This is a genomic window from Caproicibacter sp. (genome assembly GCF_046707225.1).
Classification (GTDB): domain Bacteria; phylum Bacillota; class Clostridia; order Oscillospirales; family Acutalibacteraceae; genus Caproicibacter.
The window spans coordinates 22710-38622 of the sequence record NZ_JBJKOP010000046.1 but is presented as its reverse complement, the minus strand read 5'-3'; the positions used below and the strand labels follow the sequence as shown (position 1 = coordinate 38622).

General features: G+C 52.7%; 13 protein-coding genes. 11 read left to right on the top strand and 2 right to left on the bottom strand.

Features of this window, described 5'->3' with window-relative positions:
* Positions 1-48 precede the first annotated feature (48 nt).
* The 6 genes from ACLQ3M_RS12910 (at position 49) to ACLQ3M_RS12885 (ending at position 6367) form a co-directional block, all read left to right on the top strand.
* Positions 49-1587, top strand: coding sequence for an O-antigen polysaccharide polymerase Wzy family protein (locus ACLQ3M_RS12910; RefSeq protein ID WP_411678094.1), 1539 nt, complete (start codon positions 49-51; stop codon positions 1585-1587).
* Positions 1584-2801 (top strand): glycosyltransferase, encoded by a 1218-nt coding sequence (locus ACLQ3M_RS12905; RefSeq protein ID WP_411678093.1) that lies wholly within the window; start codon positions 1584-1586, stop codon positions 2799-2801. Before ACLQ3M_RS12910 ends, ACLQ3M_RS12905 begins: the two co-directional genes overlap by 4 nt.
* On the top strand, positions 2798-3964 hold the full coding sequence (locus ACLQ3M_RS12900) for a glycosyltransferase (protein WP_411678092.1): 1167 nt from the start codon (positions 2798-2800) through the stop codon (positions 3962-3964). Before ACLQ3M_RS12905 ends, ACLQ3M_RS12900 begins: the two co-directional genes overlap by 4 nt.
* A gap of 26 nt (positions 3965-3990) precedes the next feature.
* Positions 3991-5250: a hypothetical protein gene (locus tag ACLQ3M_RS12895; protein WP_411678091.1), complete on the top strand. Its 1260-nt coding sequence runs from the start codon at positions 3991-3993 to the stop codon at positions 5248-5250.
* A gap of 125 nt (positions 5251-5375) precedes the next feature.
* Complete coding sequence (locus ACLQ3M_RS12890; RefSeq protein WP_411678090.1) at positions 5376-5990, top strand: DUF421 domain-containing protein; 615 nt, start codon at positions 5376-5378, stop codon at positions 5988-5990.
* Positions 5987-6367: a DUF4363 family protein gene (locus ACLQ3M_RS12885; RefSeq protein WP_411678089.1), complete on the top strand. Its 381-nt coding sequence runs from the start codon at positions 5987-5989 to the stop codon at positions 6365-6367. The genes ACLQ3M_RS12890 and ACLQ3M_RS12885 overlap by 4 nt, the downstream gene beginning before the upstream one ends.
* A gap of 36 nt (positions 6368-6403) precedes the next feature.
* Here ACLQ3M_RS12885 and ACLQ3M_RS12880 read toward each other — a convergent pair whose 3' ends face one another.
* Entirely contained in the window at positions 6404-7660 is a 1257-nt protein-coding gene (locus tag ACLQ3M_RS12880; protein WP_411678088.1) for a glycosyltransferase, read from the bottom strand.
* A 403-nt stretch (positions 7661-8063) separates the two neighbouring features.
* On the opposite strand from ACLQ3M_RS12880, the gene ACLQ3M_RS12875 reads away from it, so the two are divergent.
* Both ACLQ3M_RS12875 and ACLQ3M_RS12870 read left to right on the top strand, forming a co-directional pair.
* A complete protein-coding gene (locus ACLQ3M_RS12875; RefSeq protein ID WP_411678086.1) occupies positions 8064-9128 on the top strand; it encodes a glycosyltransferase family 2 protein in 1065 nt (354 codons plus the stop codon).
* 18 nt (positions 9129-9146) lie between these two features.
* The gene (locus tag ACLQ3M_RS12870; RefSeq protein ID WP_411678085.1) at positions 9147-10346 is read left to right on the top strand and encodes a glycosyltransferase; all 1200 of its coding nucleotides are present in this window, start codon (positions 9147-9149) and stop codon (positions 10344-10346) included.
* Positions 10347-10406: 60 nt separating this feature from the next.
* Here ACLQ3M_RS12870 and ACLQ3M_RS12865 read toward each other — a convergent pair whose 3' ends face one another.
* A complete protein-coding gene (locus ACLQ3M_RS12865) occupies positions 10407-11855 on the bottom strand; it encodes a radical SAM protein (protein WP_411678084.1) in 1449 nt (482 codons plus the stop codon).
* 348 nt (positions 11856-12203) lie between these two features.
* Between ACLQ3M_RS12865 and ACLQ3M_RS12860 the strand changes: the two genes are divergently transcribed.
* The 3 genes from ACLQ3M_RS12860 (at position 12204) to ACLQ3M_RS12850 (ending at position 15880) form a co-directional block, all read left to right on the top strand.
* Entirely contained in the window at positions 12204-13661 is a 1458-nt protein-coding gene (locus tag ACLQ3M_RS12860) for a UDP-N-acetylmuramoyl-L-alanyl-D-glutamate--2,6-diaminopimelate ligase (protein WP_411678083.1), read from the top strand.
* Between the two features lie 9 nt (positions 13662-13670).
* Entirely contained in the window at positions 13671-15038 is a 1368-nt protein-coding gene (locus ACLQ3M_RS12855) for a UDP-N-acetylmuramoyl-tripeptide--D-alanyl-D-alanine ligase (RefSeq protein WP_411678082.1), read from the top strand.
* Between the two features lie 155 nt (positions 15039-15193).
* On the top strand, positions 15194-15880 hold the full coding sequence (locus ACLQ3M_RS12850) for a hypothetical protein (protein WP_411678081.1): 687 nt from the start codon (positions 15194-15196) through the stop codon (positions 15878-15880).
* Positions 15881-15913: the final 33 nt, after the last annotated feature.

Below are 15913 nucleotides of genomic sequence, written 5' to 3'. Positions count from 1 at the left end.
ATCGGGTTAGTAATGTTTTCCATATAGATCGTAAAATGGAGGAGTATCATGACGGGATTTTCGGCAAAAAGCGGCTTCAGGAATACGATCCTGTTCGGTACCACCCTGCTGCTGATGCTTACGGCAAATCTTCTGACGGCATTCGGCGGATTTTTTTATGAGACCGCCGCGAATCTGATGTTTGCCGCAAATATCGTAATGAATCTTGCCATTGTCTGTGATCTGATTCCCAATGTTCGGCGTGACTTTCCTTTTCTTGTCTTTGTCGGAACATACAATATTCTTTTGCTTGGACGCGTCTATGTGTCTTTTCTGGCGCATTATTCTGAAATCCTTTATTATCTGGAGGCGGAAAACTTTTATAATCTGTTTGTCGCGCTCCAGGTTGTTATGCTTTGTCTCTTAAGCATCTATACCGCTTACCGGCTGGCCGGGCCGATGTTTGCCAAACGGGAGAAATCCGTCAGAGAAAACGGCTGGGCCGCCGTGTCGCAGAATCCGCTGCTGCCCATCATCAGGCAGATCAGTACGGTTGTTCTGCTGGTCAGCTCCCTGGCTTCTTTCTATACGCTGATGGAATCCATTCTCAATGTCCTCAGAAGCGGATACCTGGGTTCTTTCACCAAGGTGAACGCCGCAAGCATTCCGTCCGCGGTCAGCCGGCTTTCCATGTTTTTTGTTCCGTCGTTTGCGGTTTTTCTCGCCACGATGCCAAGCCGGAAACAGCTTAAGCTGCCGATGGCGGTTTACGGCGTTTATCTGCTCGCGACCCTGTTTACCGGAAGAAGAAATACCTTTGTCTGCGAAGCGATTACGATTCTGATTTATTTCGTCCTTCGGGACTCGCTGAATGAAAAATCAGAGCGTATTTTTAAAAAACGGACGGTGGTCGGCGGCGGAATTCTTGCGGTCGTCGCAATGTATCTGCTCCAGCTTCTGGCCGAAATTCGCGCTTACGGACTGCTGTCTCACCGGAATTTTCTGGATACCGTGGTGAATTTCCTTTATTCCCAGGGAGCCAGCTTCCGCGTGGTTGTCCAAACGGTCAACAACTGGGATCTGTTTGATCACGGCATGACATGGAAGTACCTGTTTTATCCGTTTGAGCTGTTTGTCCATAATAATCTGATTACGAGGTCCCTGTTCGGATTATCACCGATTCTCGAGGTCCAGACCACGGCCTTTGTGGTCGGCACGCACAATTACGCCCATGCCCTGACCTATCTGGTTGATCCGCTTCGCTATCTGTCGGGCGGCGGCTTCGGAACTTCTTTTGTTGCGGAATCCTATGTCGCGTTCGGCTTTTTGGGCGTGATCATCGTCGGAGCCGGCGTGGGGCTGATTCTTCGGTTTTTTGCCTCCATGCTGACCCGGTCATGGATCGTAATGGCCTGTTGCCTGCTCGCGCTCAGGGATTTTGTTTATATTCCCCGCAGCTTTGCGTTTCTATGGGTGACAAACGTCTTTAATCTGACTTATCTTTGCTTTTACGTTGCAGTTTATCTGGCCGCGCTTTTTGTTTTCCGGCTGGGGACCCATGTGCGCCCGGTTAAGCGGGTGCAGGGGCTGGGGGAGGAGCATCCGTGAAACTGCTGCTGCTTCTCACCTCGGCTTTTCCGTTTGACGGCGGTGAGGAATTCCTTGAAAATGAGCTTCGCTATGCAAGCGGATTTGATAAAATTCTGGTCTGCCCCTGCGGACTGAAAGAAAATAGCGTTAAGACCCGCTCTCTGCCGCAAGGCGTCGAATGGATTCCCCTGAAGCGCGCTGCCGCCGGCAGGGCGGAATATGCGTCCCTGCTGCGAATGCCCTGTGTTCGCGCGGAGCTCTTTGAATTGATACGCACCAAAAGGCTGTCCGCGGCAAGAGCGCATGAAACGCTCTTTTTCATGAAGAACGCGATGAGCATTTTCCGGGCTCTGATTCGGGAAAAATTGATTTTGTCCGCCGATGACGTCACCGTGTACAGCTATTGGTTTTACGATGCGGCTGCGGCAGGGGCTTTGCTCGCGGAATATCTCCGTTCGAAGGGGAAAAAAGCAAGACTTGTTTCACGCGCTCACGGTTTTGACATTCATGAAGAACGGAGCGCGCACCGCTATCTTCCGATGAGAAGTTATCTGCTGAAAAGCGCTTCGGCCGTTTTTCCCTGCTCCAACGAAGGCGCGGAAATTCTCAAAAGCCGTTACCCGCAGTATGCCGGCAAGGTGCGCACGGCGCATCTGGGTACGCCGGACGAGGGCTGCCGCGGGGGATGCAGGACGCAGTTCCATCTTGTCTCCTGCTCCTACATGGTTCCGGTCAAGCGCCTTCCTCTAATCGCGGAAGCGCTGCACAATGCTGATTTTCCGGTGAAATGGACGCATATCGGCTCCGGCCCGATGGAAGGAGAGCTGAAACAGCTGGCAAAATCCCTGCCTCCCTGCGTCCGGGCGGAATTTCCGGGCGCGATGAAAAACGCGGACGTGCTGGATTTTTATAAACAGCAGGAAGTGTCCGTATTTGTCAACGTCAGCTCCAGCGAAGGAATTCCAGTTTCCATTATGGAGGCCTGTTCGTTCGGTTTTCCTGTCATTGCGACCGATGTGGGTGGAACCGGGGAAATTGTGAAAGACGGGCAGAACGGGTTCCTGCTGAAGGCGGATTTCGATCCCTCCGAGCTTCTCGGTATGCTGGAGCGTGTCCGTGCCATGGAGGAAGAGGACTATGAAAAGCTCTGCGGGAATTCGCGCTCCATCTGGCGCGGTTCCTTCAGCGCCGAGAGAAATTATCCTGAATTTTATGAGGTGCTGTCCCGATGAAACTGTTCTATCTGACCTTTCAGGAGGATGCTGAACTGTATTTGGGTGTGACGAGAAAAATCGAATGGCAGGTTCGGGCCTTTGAACAGCTCGGATACGAGGTTACCCATACGCTTTGGAAAAACGAATGCTTTATCTTTTTCCAGGGCGGTGAAACCCTCAGTGTTCCCGTAACGAGAGGATTCCGCAGAATGCACCGGTTTTCCCAGGCGGCGCTGGACTATTTAACCGATCATCGCTTTGACGTCGCCTATCTTCGGCTGGACCGCATCAGCTTTGATGTAATCCGCATTTGCCGCAAATTGAAAGAGAACGGGACGCGCCGCGTGATCGTGGAAATCCCGAACTATCCTTATCTGATGGACTATCTGCGCAGTGTGAAGGGAGTCCGGCCGATTCAGAGGCAGGCGGTCACGCTGCTGAAAGTTCTTTGTACGGCCGCGCAGGACCGATTGGCGGGCTGCCGCCTTCGCGAATGCGCCGACGCGGCGGTTTTGATCGGCGACCGCTCGGATCGCTTTTTCGGGCTACCGGCCGTCAACATCACCAATGGAGTGAACGTGGACGAGTTCTCTTTTGTCCGGCACAAAGGGGACAGCGGAGAAGTCGTCCTCGTCGGGGTTGCCGGAACGCTCTGGTGGCAGGCGTACGACCGTGTTCTGGAGGGGATGCGGGTCTACCGGGAACGGAAAAAGCAGGAAGACCCCCGCGTCCGTTTTGTACTGGTCGGCGGGGACCGCAAGGAAATGCCCGCTTTTCTGGAAGATGTGAGAAGCAGGGGGCTTGAGGAGGATGTGGAGTGCAGGGGCTTTCTGCGCGGCGAGGAACTGCTGCGCGTGTACGCGTCGGCCGACCTCGGCGTGTCGTCGCTTGGATGTTACCGCCGCGGCCTGACCCGATGCTCTTCGCTGAAGGCGAGGGAATACTGTGCGGCGGGGCTGCCTTTTCTTTATGCCTATGAGGACGACGCGCTGGACGGAAATCCTCCGTTTGCGCTTCGTCTGCCGAACGACTCCTCTGCGGTCGACATCGGCCGAACGGTAGAGTTTGCGCTCCGCTGCCGGGATGACCCGTCCCTTTCCGAACAGGAAAGGGAATTCGCGCGGCGGAACTATGATTGGAAAACCATTCTCAGGCAGGTGCTGGCTTTTGCGGGCGCCTGAAAAAGAAAGCATATGGGAGGATACCAATGGAACTGTTTGTAAGCTTTTCTGAAATTATGCATTTTTACAGAAAAAACTGGATGAAATTTATTCTTGTGGTTCTGGCGTTCGGCGTTGTCGGCGGCCTTTTGCCGCTGAAATTCGGACACCGTGTTTACCAAAGCAGCACAACCTTTACCGTGACCTGCGGCGTGCCGAACGGAGCCGACAGCGACTATCACCTTCAGTATACCAATATTCTCTACAGCCGTGTTCAGAGCGCCGTTCCGCTGGCTTCCGGAGACGACCTTCTGACTCATACCGCTGAAAAAGTCGGAGTTGACAAGTCGGAAATCGCAAAAATAACGGCAGAAATGGAAAATTCCTCTCCGGTGGTTAAATTGACCGTAAGCACGACCAACGCGGCGAAGGCCGCCCAGATTTCCGACACCGCGGCCGAACTGCTCATGGAGGAACTGGTACAGCATTTTCCGGACCCGGTTCTGACCGCGGGCATCAGCGACCATGCCGAGCAGGTGAAGCCCCAATCGATCAAATCCTCCATTGTGAAAGCCGGATTTCTGAGCGCTGTCCTTGGATTTATCGTATTTATCTGCTTCGGAATTCTGGCGGTCCTGAGCGATAAAACTATCCGGAACAGCAGATTTGCGGAGGAAATGCTGAAAGTGCGCTTGCTTGCGGAGATTCCGCATGAGTTAAGGGACAGGGGAAACTCCCTGCGCTCTCTTCGTTCCGCCGCTCTGAACGCGTGCGGAGAGAACCGCAGCTTTCTTGTGGCGAACGTGTGCGAGCATAACGGAGGAGATCAGGTCGCGGCCGGATTTTCCGCCGCTCTTTCCATGATGGGAAAATCTGTTCTTCTGGTGGACTGTGACCTTCGCAGCCCGAAGTTAGCTTCTCAGCTGAAAATCAAGCCCGAAAAAACGCTGAATGAGGTTTTGAAAGGTGACTGCAGCTTGCAGCAGGCCGTTGTTCCGGTTCAGAAGACGACCGGCCTCAGTCTTGTTTCCGGTTCGCCGGTTTCCGGAGTCAATCCCTCCGACCTTTTTTCCACGGAAGGCTTTGTAAAATTTGCGGAAGAAGCGGCGGCATCCTACGACTATGTGGTTTTTTATGCTCCCTCAGAGATCCGCTTTTCGGATGCGGAAAGTATCGCTCCGTATGCCCGGTCGGTCATTCTTACCGCAAAATACGGTTCCACGCCTTTTAACGATTTGAAAGAATCCTGCAGCCGCATCTCAGCGGCAGGGGGTGATGTGATCGGTTTTGTAACGACCAACGCCTGAGTGTCCGCGCCGGGCGATACATAATGAGAGGTCTGCCGCTTATACTAACTGTGGTGATAAGAATGACAATTTCTTTTATCCGCACATTAATGTTGTATGCGGTGGTTATTTTGGCGGTACGCCTGATGGGAAAACGACAGATCAGCGAACTGCAGACCAGTGAGCTGGTTGTGACTTTGTTAATATCGGATATTGCTTCCATACCGATGCAGGATTCCGGGCAGCCGCTTGCCAGCGGGCTGATTCCGATTGCCGCCCTGGTTATGTTTGAAATCGTCATTTCCGCGCTGATGCTGAAAAGTACTAAATTCCGCAAGCTCGTGTGCGGCAAGCCGATTATCGTCATTAATAACGGTGCGGTACAGCAGAATGAAATGAAGCGCCTGCGCATGACGACGGAAGACCTGAGCGAGCAGCTTCGGCAGAAAAACGTGTTCAGCATTCAGGACGTGGCCTATGCGATTGTTGAGACCAACGGCAAGATGAGTGTGATTAAAAAACCGGAAAAGGAACAGCCGACGGCCGGGATGCTGGCGGTTCCTCTTCCGGACAACGGGATTGAGACCGTTGTGGTCAGCGACGGCGTTATTTCGGATTTTTCGCTGCAGCTGTGCCAAAAAAATAAAGACTGGCTTGACGGCGTCCTGCGGGGGCAGCATCTTTCCACCGCGGATGTTTTTCTTATGACTGCCAATACCAAGGGCGACTTTTTCATCGTGAAAAAGGAGGCGTCAAAGTGAAGCGCGTCTGGATTTCACTGGGCATTTTTATTGTTCTTACGGGCGTTTGTATTCTGGGGACCGTCTATACCAATCAAATCAGCACCCGGATGATTCAAACCGTAACGGAGGCAAAAAGCGCGGAACAGCGAGGAGAAACTGAAACAGCGGTTCAATTGAGCCGCAAAGCGGGGGACGACTGGCGTTCCATGCACACGGTTCTTTGCACTTATATGCCTCACTCCAAGCTTGAGGCAATCGATCAGACGCTGGCCGGGCTGCCGATGCTCTGCCAGTACGGCGGCACAGAACAGTTCCTTGCGGACTGTGACCGCAGCATCGAGCAGATTTCCTATTTGAATGAGTCGGAAATTCCAAGTATCGCGAATATATTTTAATGAAAAAACTCCGCCGATCGGCGGAGTCTACATACGTTAAGAATCCTTGGCGGATATTTCAGCCGCGAAGTTCAAATAGTTCTGTTCGGAGCAAAAGTTTTCAGTCCACAGGCTGCGGCTTGCGTTGCGCATTTTCTTGCGTGCTTCCGGCGGCATCCGGTACAGCAATTCTATTTTGCCGGCGAGTTGTTCCGGGCTGAAATCAGCCGGAAGAAGCCAGCCGTTCTGATCGGGCCTTACAATTTCCGCCGTGCCGCCTACGTCGGTCGCAATGACGGGGATGCCGAAGGAGATGGCTTCCATAATACTGACGGGCAGCCCTTCGGAACTGCTGGTATTCACAAAACAGTCGATCGGCGTTTTTTCGTAGTACTCCATCAGGCGGGCATTGCCGGTTTCGCCCTCAAAACGGCATTCGATGAATCTAAGATTTTCATTCGCGTAGGTTTGAAGCGCCTCGAGCCCCTCGCCACCCCCGAAATGTGTCCATTTCAGTTTCAGGCCGCTTTCTTTCAGCGTTGCAAGCGAGCGGGCGAGCAGGTCGACCCGTTTCACCGGGGAGATGTGACAGCAGCTGACCAGGTGAAAGACGTCGCTTTCATTTTCGGGTGAAACGCCGTGGTCCCGGGTTCCCAAATAGGCCGTTCGAATTTTTTCGGAAAATTGCGGGTGCCGCTCAACGAGATAATTTTCACCGTCCACAGAACAGGGGTAAACCCTGTCAAGATTCTGAAGAAGGTACTCGCGCATTGGAAGGAACCCGGACGGGTTTTGATCCGCGTAAAGATCATAGCGGTGCGCGCGGCTGACCGCACGGCTGTTTTTCAAGCCGAATTCCCGTTTCAGGTTCGCCGCCGCCAGGGCGGTGTCATAAAGCCAGTAGCTGTAAAAGGTGACGCCGTCATAAGAGTCCAGATGTTTGTCAGACAGTATTTTTCGGCATCCTTTGTATACCTGCCCGGCCTTTGCCAGAAAGTACAGACAAAACAGCTTTCTTCGAAAAGACTCTTTCGCTTCTTTGCGGTCGAGGCCCGAAACAACCCCCGGCAGGGGAAACGGGAAGGAGCAGGCAAGGGGCGGCAGAAGAGAACGGCGAATTCCGGAGGCGCGCAGAGCGTGAATCTCCACGTTGTCCGGAACCGGCCGGGTCTGTTCACCCCGGTCGGAAACCGAGGTTGCAATTAAAACAATGTGCTGAAACGTTTTGGCGAGGATAGGAATTTCGTTTTCTATAAATTCCTCGCCGGAATCAAACGGATATTTTTTTGTCAGCAATATAAGACAATAATTCATAAAAATCTCTCTCCAATAATGTCTATCGCATCCCATAAAGCATAGCATAGACCGCATCCGATTTCAACCTTCGCGGGGAGAATGTAGCAGGCGTTTACTTGTAATTCAGGGTGGACAATGCTATAATAATCCAAACTGAAAATAGTTCAGGAAAAGATTACTGACAGCCGTACACCAGAGCGCGGCGGGGGAGGAACAGTATGAAATTTCTGAGGGATGGATCGGCGGCAATTCCCGGAATCCTGAAGAGGAAAGTCCGGGGAGTTTCTTTGCCCGCAGATTGTTTCGGCAAAGCGGGCGGCTTCTTCCTACCCGCGGAAGTAAGTACAAAGCCGCCGAGTCCAAATATGACTGCCGCTGTGATGATTCCGAATTCCCGGCGGAAGAATACGAGGGATAAACAGTGCCAAAAATCAGTGTGATCGTACCGATCTATAATGTTGAGAAATATCTGGAGCGCTGCGTCGGCAGCATCCTGAATCAGACTTTTTCCGATTTTGAGGTCCTTTTAGTCAACGACGCTTCCACCGACCGCTCGCTGGAAATTGCCCGGAAGTATTCCGGGGACGGCCGCGTCCGCGTGCTGGACAAACCCCACAGCGGGCTGGGGAATACGAGAAATTACGGTGTGGAACGCGCCGGAGGCGATTATCTGCTGTTTGTCGATTCCGATGACTGGATCGACGAGAATATGCTGAAAAATCTTTATTCGGCCGCGGTCGAATATCAGGCGGATCTTGTGCTTTTTAACTTTATCCGGGAAAATCTTCAGGACGGTGAACAGCGCGTCTGCAAGCTTCCTATCAATTATCCGGAATTCGGCGACGAAGTAAAGGAGCTTCTGATTACGGAACTGGTCGGGCCGGACCGTGAAGACAGCGCCTGGCGCCACGTGGAAATGCTGGGCTGCGCCTGGCGCCGCATGTATCTGCGCAGCTGGTACCTTGAAAACGGGATCCGGTTCGGCGACGAACGTGAAATTATGCTGGAGGATATGCCGGCGTCCATCATGGCGCATTGTGCCGCGGAACGCCTTCTGGTCGTAGGCGGAGCCTATTATCATTACCGCTACAATCCGGACTCTCTCAGCACGCGGTATCGTCCGCACAAAATGGAGATGATGACCCAGTGCTATTCGGTCATCCGCAGGATCCTGACGGAACAGAGACTGTATGAGAGGTACGCAAAGCGGCATCTTGCGTGGTTTTTGCGCTCGGCGGTCCACTCGTCCCTGATCAACTGCTTTTCTCCGAAAAATCCCGGCGGATTTTTAAAGAAGTATCGCGAAATTCGCTCAATTCTGAAAAATCCGTATGCAAGGGAAGCCGTTCGTTCCGATTATCTGAAATACGGAAGCAGGGCGGACCGAATGATTTTGGCGGTTATCCGGTCCGGGTTTGCGCCCCTTGTCTATCTGTTTTACGGCGCGTATTCACGCGTATTAATGAGAGATACCCGAAAAAAATAAATCCTTGGGAGTTTTACCATGCCTGAACGGAAGAAAATCCTTTTTGTCAATTACAGTCTGCACAGCGGAGGAATCGAGAAAAGCCTGGTAACGGTATTATCACTGTTTGATAATAAAAAATATGAGGTGGATCTGCAGCTGTTTGCGAACGAGGGGCTGTTTTTCAGCCGTGTACCGGAAAAGGTCCATGTTTTGCCGCCGCTGTTTCCGCAGGAATACCGGCTCAATATCCGCAAAGCATTTCCGGCTCTTGTATCCAGCGGACACCCGCTTCTGGCTGTTTGCCGTCTGCTGGTCAGCTTTGCCGGGCTTCGCGGCACGATGGGAGAACGGCTTTCAAGAATGTGGAAAATTGAGCGGCATTTTGTCCGCCCGGCCGGGGAGCGGTATGACGCGGTCGTCGCGTATATGGAAGGGCAGCCGCTTTATTACGCCGTCGAGAAAGCGAATGCGGGCGTAAAAATCGGATTCATTCACGGCGATTACAACGCGATGGGCCTTTACAAAGATTTTGACCGTCCGTATGTTGCAAAGTTGGACGCGCTCTGCACGGTATCGGAATCCTGCAAAACGGCTTTGGAAAAAACTTTCCCCGACCAGTCTGGAAAATTCCACGTGATTTACAATATCATATCCTCGAATTTTCTGCGCTCCATGGCGGAAAGAGAAAAGGGATTCGACGACGGATACACCGGAATCCGGGTGCTGTCCGTTGCGCGGCTTTCTCACCAGAAAGGGCTTGATCTGGCGATGCCTGCCGTCGTTGCTTTGAACCGGAAAGGCGTTCGCCTGCGGTGGTATGTGATCGGTGTCGGGCCGGAGGAAGATAGCCTGAAACAGCAGGCGGCTCAGCTTGGAGCGGAGGATTGCGTCGTTTTTCTGGGGGAGCGCGGCAACCCGTATCCCTTTGTCAGGGAATGCGACATTTATATGCAGCCGTCGCGTTTTGAAGGGAAAGCCATTGCCGTAGATGAGGCGATGGTGCTTTGCCGTCCGATTTTGCTCACGGATTTTTCCACCGCCTCCGACCAGATCACATCGGGTGAAAACGGGCTGATTGTGCCGATGACGACCGAAGGAGTGGAACAGGGCCTGGAAAGCCTTGCAAAGGACGGAGAACTGCGGGAAAAATACGCGCGGGCGCTGTCCGGGTGTGATCTCACCAATGAAGACGAGATTGACAAGCTTTATGCTTTGATAGAAAACGGAAAACAATAAAACGGCATAAGGAAAGGGACTGTCGCATTGCGAAACAGTCCCTTTCGTATGAAGCTTCTATCACATGGATACCTTAATCTTTTTTTTGTTTTCCTTTTCCTGAACCTTTTTTTCAATCTGGGCTTTTTGCTGCGCTTCCCGATCCGCTTTCCAGTCCGCCCGTTCGCGGCCTTCGCTGTTTTCCCAGATTTCCTTTGCGACGGGCGCCCATGCCTTTGCGGTTTCCACACATTTTTCCGTCAGCTGATCCACGTTTTCGGGGTGAGCCAGATCCGTGGAGACTGCTTCGGATTTTTTCACGATCTGCGAAAGCCTGCCGGGGTTGTCGAGCAGCGGGCAAGGGCGGAGCTGGTTCCGGTTAAACGGCTGGTTTCTGCGGTACTGCATGAACAGCGGCGACCGGTATGCCTCCAGCAATGTCTTTTCATGAATGTTGGAGTCCGCGTAATGGATAAAGGCGCAGGGCTCGATATCGCCGTTCGCGTTAATATGAAGATACTGGCGCCCTCCCGCGATGCATCCGTTAACAAATTCTCCGTCGTTCCAGAAGTCCAGTGTGAACAAGGGCTTTGTTTCGCGGAATTTCCGCACCTGTTCGTACATGAATTTGCGCTGGTCCGCCGTTGCCATGAGCTCCGGCTTGGCGTCCACTCCGACCGGCATGTAAGTGAAAAGCCAGGCAAATTTGCATCCCAGCTCGATCAGATGATTGAAATATTCCTCGCTGCCGATGGTTTCCGCGTTCTGCCGCGTATAGCACAGCGAAGCGCCGAACGGAAGCCTTTTGCTTTTGAGAAGCTTCATCGCGCGGGTGACGGCCTGATAGGTCCCTTCTCCGCGGCGGAAATCAGTTTCTTTCTCAAATCCCTCAATACTGATGGCGGGAACAAAATTCTTGACCCGCAGCATTTCGTCCGCGAAGTGCTCGTCAATCAAAGTTCCGTTGGTAAAAGCCAGAAACTCACAGTCATTGTGCTTTTCACACAGCCTGATGATATCGTCTTTTCTTACCAGCGGCTCTCCGCCGGAGAAAATATACATGTACGTGCCCAGTTCCTTCCCCTGGCGAACAATATCGTCCAGAGTATCAAAACTCAGGTTCAGCCGGTTTCCGTATTCCGCCGCCCAGCACCCGATGCAGTGCAGATTGCAGGCGGAGGTCGGGTCCATGAGGATGGCCCACGGTATGTTGCAGTCGTATTTTTCCACGAGCTTGTTCTTTTTCTGACTGCCGAGGATCGCGGAGTTGATCAGAAAATTCTCAAAAGTTTTTCTCCGGACGCTTTCGTCTATATCGGAATAAAGGCTTAGGATAAGACGGTTCCAGTTATTCTCCGGGTCCTTTATAAAGCCGTCAACCATTTCATACGTGTTTTGGTAAAGGCCGTCCCGATCGAATTTTTTCAGCCAGCCGATCAGCTTCGGCACATTTTCCTCCGGATTGCTGTCCAGGTAGTTCAGCACTTTTTTCAATCCGTAGGACTCCAGCTTCTCGTTTACAGTACCCATAAAGATATGCTTCCTTTCCTCATAATCGGCCTGCAAGGGTAAAATTTAATTATAAAATAACACGAAATCATTCGACTTGTAACCATACATTTTTATGACAGAGTAAAAAAATTATACAATATGCGGCAAGTGTCAGAGAAATATTTTTTCTCTAAGCGAGCTAAAATAACAGGAGAATTTTTCCTTTCTATAAACATTATTCAGTATTATTTATTCATACTAATACCGAAGAAGTTCTTGTTTAATACAGTTCTCGCAAAGTGTCGGGGAATATTGACACAGCCTTTCACTTACGGTATAATTCAGGAAATTTCATCCATAAAACAATATGACAGCGGAGGCGTTTTCATGCTTTTGGCGGATTTAATCCGGGATCTGGACTTTACCTGTTCCGGGCGTACGGATCTGGAAATAACGGATGTGGTTTATGATTCGAGACAGGTGAAACAGGGGAGCCTTTTTATCTGCCTGTGCGGGTCTGCGGTTGACAGCCATCAATTTGCGGGAACAGCGGCAAAGGCCGGCGCGGCTGCGATTGTGGCACAGCGCCCGGTTGAGGCCGGCGGTGCGAGCGTCGTTATGGTGCCGGACACGCGCCTTGCCATGGCGCTGATTTCCGCGGCATGGTTCGGGTATCCGGCACGCGAAATGACGGTTGTGGGGATTACGGGAACGAAAGGAAAAACCACCGTTTCCTATATGGTTCGTTCGATTCTGGAAACAGCCGGAATCAAGACCGGCGTTATCGGCACAATCGGAGCGGTGATCGGGGACCGGGTGATCAAGACGGACAACACGACTCCCGAATCCTATGAAATCCAGTCTTATCTGCGCTGGATGGCGGATGAAGGCTGTAAGGCGGTTGTCATGGAGGCATCCTCCATCGGCCTGAGAGGGCATCGTTTATCCGGAATCCGATTCGATTACGGGGTATTCACCAATTTCTCTCCGGACCATATCGGCGGCAATGAGCACAAAGACCTGGAGGAATACATGGCCTGCAAACGCCTGTTGTTCCGTATGTGCGAAATCGGCGTGATCAATGTGGACGATGAGAACTGGAGCGGGATCGTGGAAGGGCATACCTGTGCGCTGGAAACTTTCGGCTTTTCGCCGAAGGCCGGGCTGGCTGCGGAAAAGGAAGAGCTTGTTTCGCGCAAGGGGTTCCTGGGGGTCAGGTTCAACCTTTCCGGAAGGCTGAATTTTTCCGGCGTGGAAGTCGGGATTCCGGGCAGATTCAGTGTTTACAACGCGTTGGCGGCCGTAGCCGTCTGCCTGCACTTTCCGGTTACGGAACAGAATATCCGCGACGGGCTGGAAAACGTAAAAGTCTGCGGACGTGTGGAGCCGGTCAAGGTCCCCGGCAATTACACCCTTCTTATCGACTACGCCCACAATGCTCTCGCAATGAGAAATATTCTGGAGACCCTGCGCGAATATCACCCGAAAAGGCTTGTCTGCATGTTTGGCGCGGGCGGAAACCGCGCACGTTCCCGCAGGTTTGAAATGGGGGAAGAAAGCGGAAGGCTTGCCGACCTGTCCGTTTTAACGGCGGACAATTCACGCGACGAGGACGTAATGGACATCATTGCCGATATTCGCACGGGAATCGACAAAACCGGAGGAAAATACGTCGTCATCCCGGACAGGAAACAGGCGATCAAATACTGTATGGAAAACGCTCAGGACGGCGACGTAATTGTTCTTGCCGGAAAGGGACATGAGGATTATCAGGAAATCAAGGGCGTCAAGTATCATTTGGATGAGCGCGAGGTCATTGCCGATATTCTAAACGGAAAGCTGTGAGGGGATTCTATGAAAATGACGGTTTCTGAAATGGTATCGGCGTGCGCAGGCCGGCTGCTCTGCGGCAGTCCGACCGCCGAAGTGACGTCGGTTTCAACGGACAGCCGCGAGGTTGCCCCGGGGGCGCTGTTTGTCCCGATCTGCGGCGAGCGGGTAGACGCACATGAATTCATCCCCTCCGTTCTGGAAGCGGGCGCTGCGGCTGTTCTGACCCAGGAGCATCAGTCGGCGGGCGGTCCGGGCGCCTGGATCGCCGTCGGCGACACGAAGGACGCGCTCCAGCGCATCGCCGCCGAGTACAGAAAGCGATTTTCCCTGCCGGTTGTCGGCATCACGGGCAGCGTGGGGAAAACGTCCACGAAAGAAATGGTGGCCCTGGCTCTTTCGGCGGGGCTGAATGTGATGAAAACCCGCGGGAACAACAACAGTCAGGTCGGGGTTCCTCTGACGGTGTTCCGCCTTTCCGAAGAATACGGCGCCGCGGTCGTCGAAATGGGGATGAGCGAATTCGGGGAAATGAGCCGGATTGCGAAAATTGCCGCGCCGGATTATGCGGTGATGACAAACATCGGCGTTTCCCACATCGAGCAGTTGGGAAGCCGCCGGAATATCTTGGCGGAGAAACTGCATATTACCGACCGGTTTCATCCGGGTTCCGTACTGTTTTTAAACGGGGACGATGAAATGCTGCGCGGCCTGGCCGGAACTCTTCCTTTTCAAACAGTTTTGTTTGGAACGGGAGAGGACTGCGACTTTCGGGCGGAGGGGATCGAAATCACGGGGGAGTCGACCCGTTTCCAATACATTGCTCCGAACGGAGAAGCGGGGGAGGTATCGCTCCCCATGATCGGAACGCACCATGTTCTCAATGCGCTTGCGGGACTTGCCGTTGCCGGCCAGCTCGGCGTACCGCTGCCCGATGCCGCGGCGGCTCTTTCAAACTACCGCGCGCCCGCCATGAGGCAGCAAATCCGCCGTGAGAACGGTGTAATCATCCTGGACGACAGCTATAATTCAAGTCCGGATTCGGCAAAAAGCAGCCTTGGGGTTCTGAAATCCCTGAAAAGCGGAAAGCGGGTGGCCGTGCTGGCCGATATGCTGGAGCTGGGCAGCTATTCCGCCGAAGCGCACCGGAATGTGGGTGAATTCGCCGCCGATTCCGGCGTGGACGTACTCATCACGATTGGAAAGCGTGCCGCCCTCATGGCGGAAGGAGCGCGAGCTGTCCGCTCCGACATGGATTGCCGTGTATGCGGCGATAACCGACAGGCCTGCGAAGTGCTGAAAACATTGCTGGAGCCCGGTGATTCCGTTCTTGTTAAGGGCTCCCGTTCCATGCATACCGAAGAAATTGTCGCGTTTCTTCTTCATGAATAGGTAAATATTACAAAAACTATTTCCTATCCCTTGTAAAAATACTACAAATTTATCCCTGCGCTTCCTTTTTCTGTTGCAACTGTTACCTTTGTGTGATATTATGTTACTAAATTGTAACAGTTGTTAAAAGTTCGTAATCGGAAGAAGGATGCGCCATGAGATCAAAACGGGGATTTGCTTTTGTTGCCGCTCTCTTGATGAATTTTGCCTTGTGGGGCGTTTTGGCATTTCAGGCGGTACCCGCGTCGGCTGCGGAGGCAAAGACGGGCGTCGGCCTGTCGGAGCATGTTCTGAAGGCCTATCAGGAAGGATGGGAATACCAGTACGGGCACTATGGCCAGTATATTGACGGTTCCCGTTCCACCGACTGTTCCGGTCTGGTCAAATCCTATCTTTGGTGGCAGGGCGATGACTGCGACCCGGATCCGGGTCTGATTTCCGTTGCCGGCAGTTCGACTTCCATGCTCGCCTCAGCGAAAGTGAAAGGCAGCATCAACCTGTCCGATGCATCCACACTCCCGCGCATTCACGGACTGATCCTTTACAGCCCGGGTCACGTTGGGGTTTACGTGGGAGGAAATAAATCGGTGGACAACCGTTGTTCCGGAGAGAACATGAAATACGGCAAAGTGATCGGCGGCAGTTATCACTGGACCAAATGGTTTAAACTTCCTCAAATCAGTTACCCGGAAAATGGGTTCGTCACCTTTGAAGGGGATCAGTATTATTATGAGAACGGACAATATGTAGTCGGCACGTCGCGTACGATCGACGGGGTGACTTATACGTTTGACGAATCGGGAGTCATGGTGTCGTCTGAGCCGGATTCCGCCATACAGTAAATTACAGAGCAAAATTAAAAACCTGCCGGGTTC

Excerpts from the sequence above, each read along its gene's own strand:
- ACLQ3M_RS12865 (WP_411678084.1), bottom strand. The coding sequence starts at position 11,855 with ATGGGTACTGTAAACGAGAAGCTGGAGTCCTACGGATTGAAAAAAGTG.
- ACLQ3M_RS12855 (WP_411678082.1), top strand. The coding sequence starts at position 13,671 with ATGAAAATGACGGTTTCTGAAATGGTATCGGCGTGCGCAGGCCGGCTG.
- ACLQ3M_RS12910 (WP_411678094.1), top strand. The coding sequence starts at position 49 with ATGACGGGATTTTCGGCAAAAAGCGGCTTCAGGAATACGATCCTGTTC.
- ACLQ3M_RS12880 (WP_411678088.1), bottom strand. The coding sequence starts at position 7,660 with ATGAATTATTGTCTTATATTGCTGACAAAAAAATATCCGTTTGATTCC.
- ACLQ3M_RS12860 (WP_411678083.1), top strand. The coding sequence starts at position 12,204 with ATGCTTTTGGCGGATTTAATCCGGGATCTGGACTTTACCTGTTCCGGG.
- ACLQ3M_RS12870 (WP_411678085.1), top strand. The coding sequence starts at position 9,147 with ATGCCTGAACGGAAGAAAATCCTTTTTGTCAATTACAGTCTGCACAGC.
- ACLQ3M_RS12900 (WP_411678092.1), top strand. The coding sequence starts at position 2,798 with ATGAAACTGTTCTATCTGACCTTTCAGGAGGATGCTGAACTGTATTTG.
- ACLQ3M_RS12895 (WP_411678091.1), top strand. The coding sequence starts at position 3,991 with ATGGAACTGTTTGTAAGCTTTTCTGAAATTATGCATTTTTACAGAAAA.
- ACLQ3M_RS12850 (WP_411678081.1), top strand. The coding sequence starts at position 15,194 with ATGAGATCAAAACGGGGATTTGCTTTTGTTGCCGCTCTCTTGATGAAT.
- ACLQ3M_RS12890 (WP_411678090.1), top strand. The coding sequence starts at position 5,376 with ATGGGAAAACGACAGATCAGCGAACTGCAGACCAGTGAGCTGGTTGTG.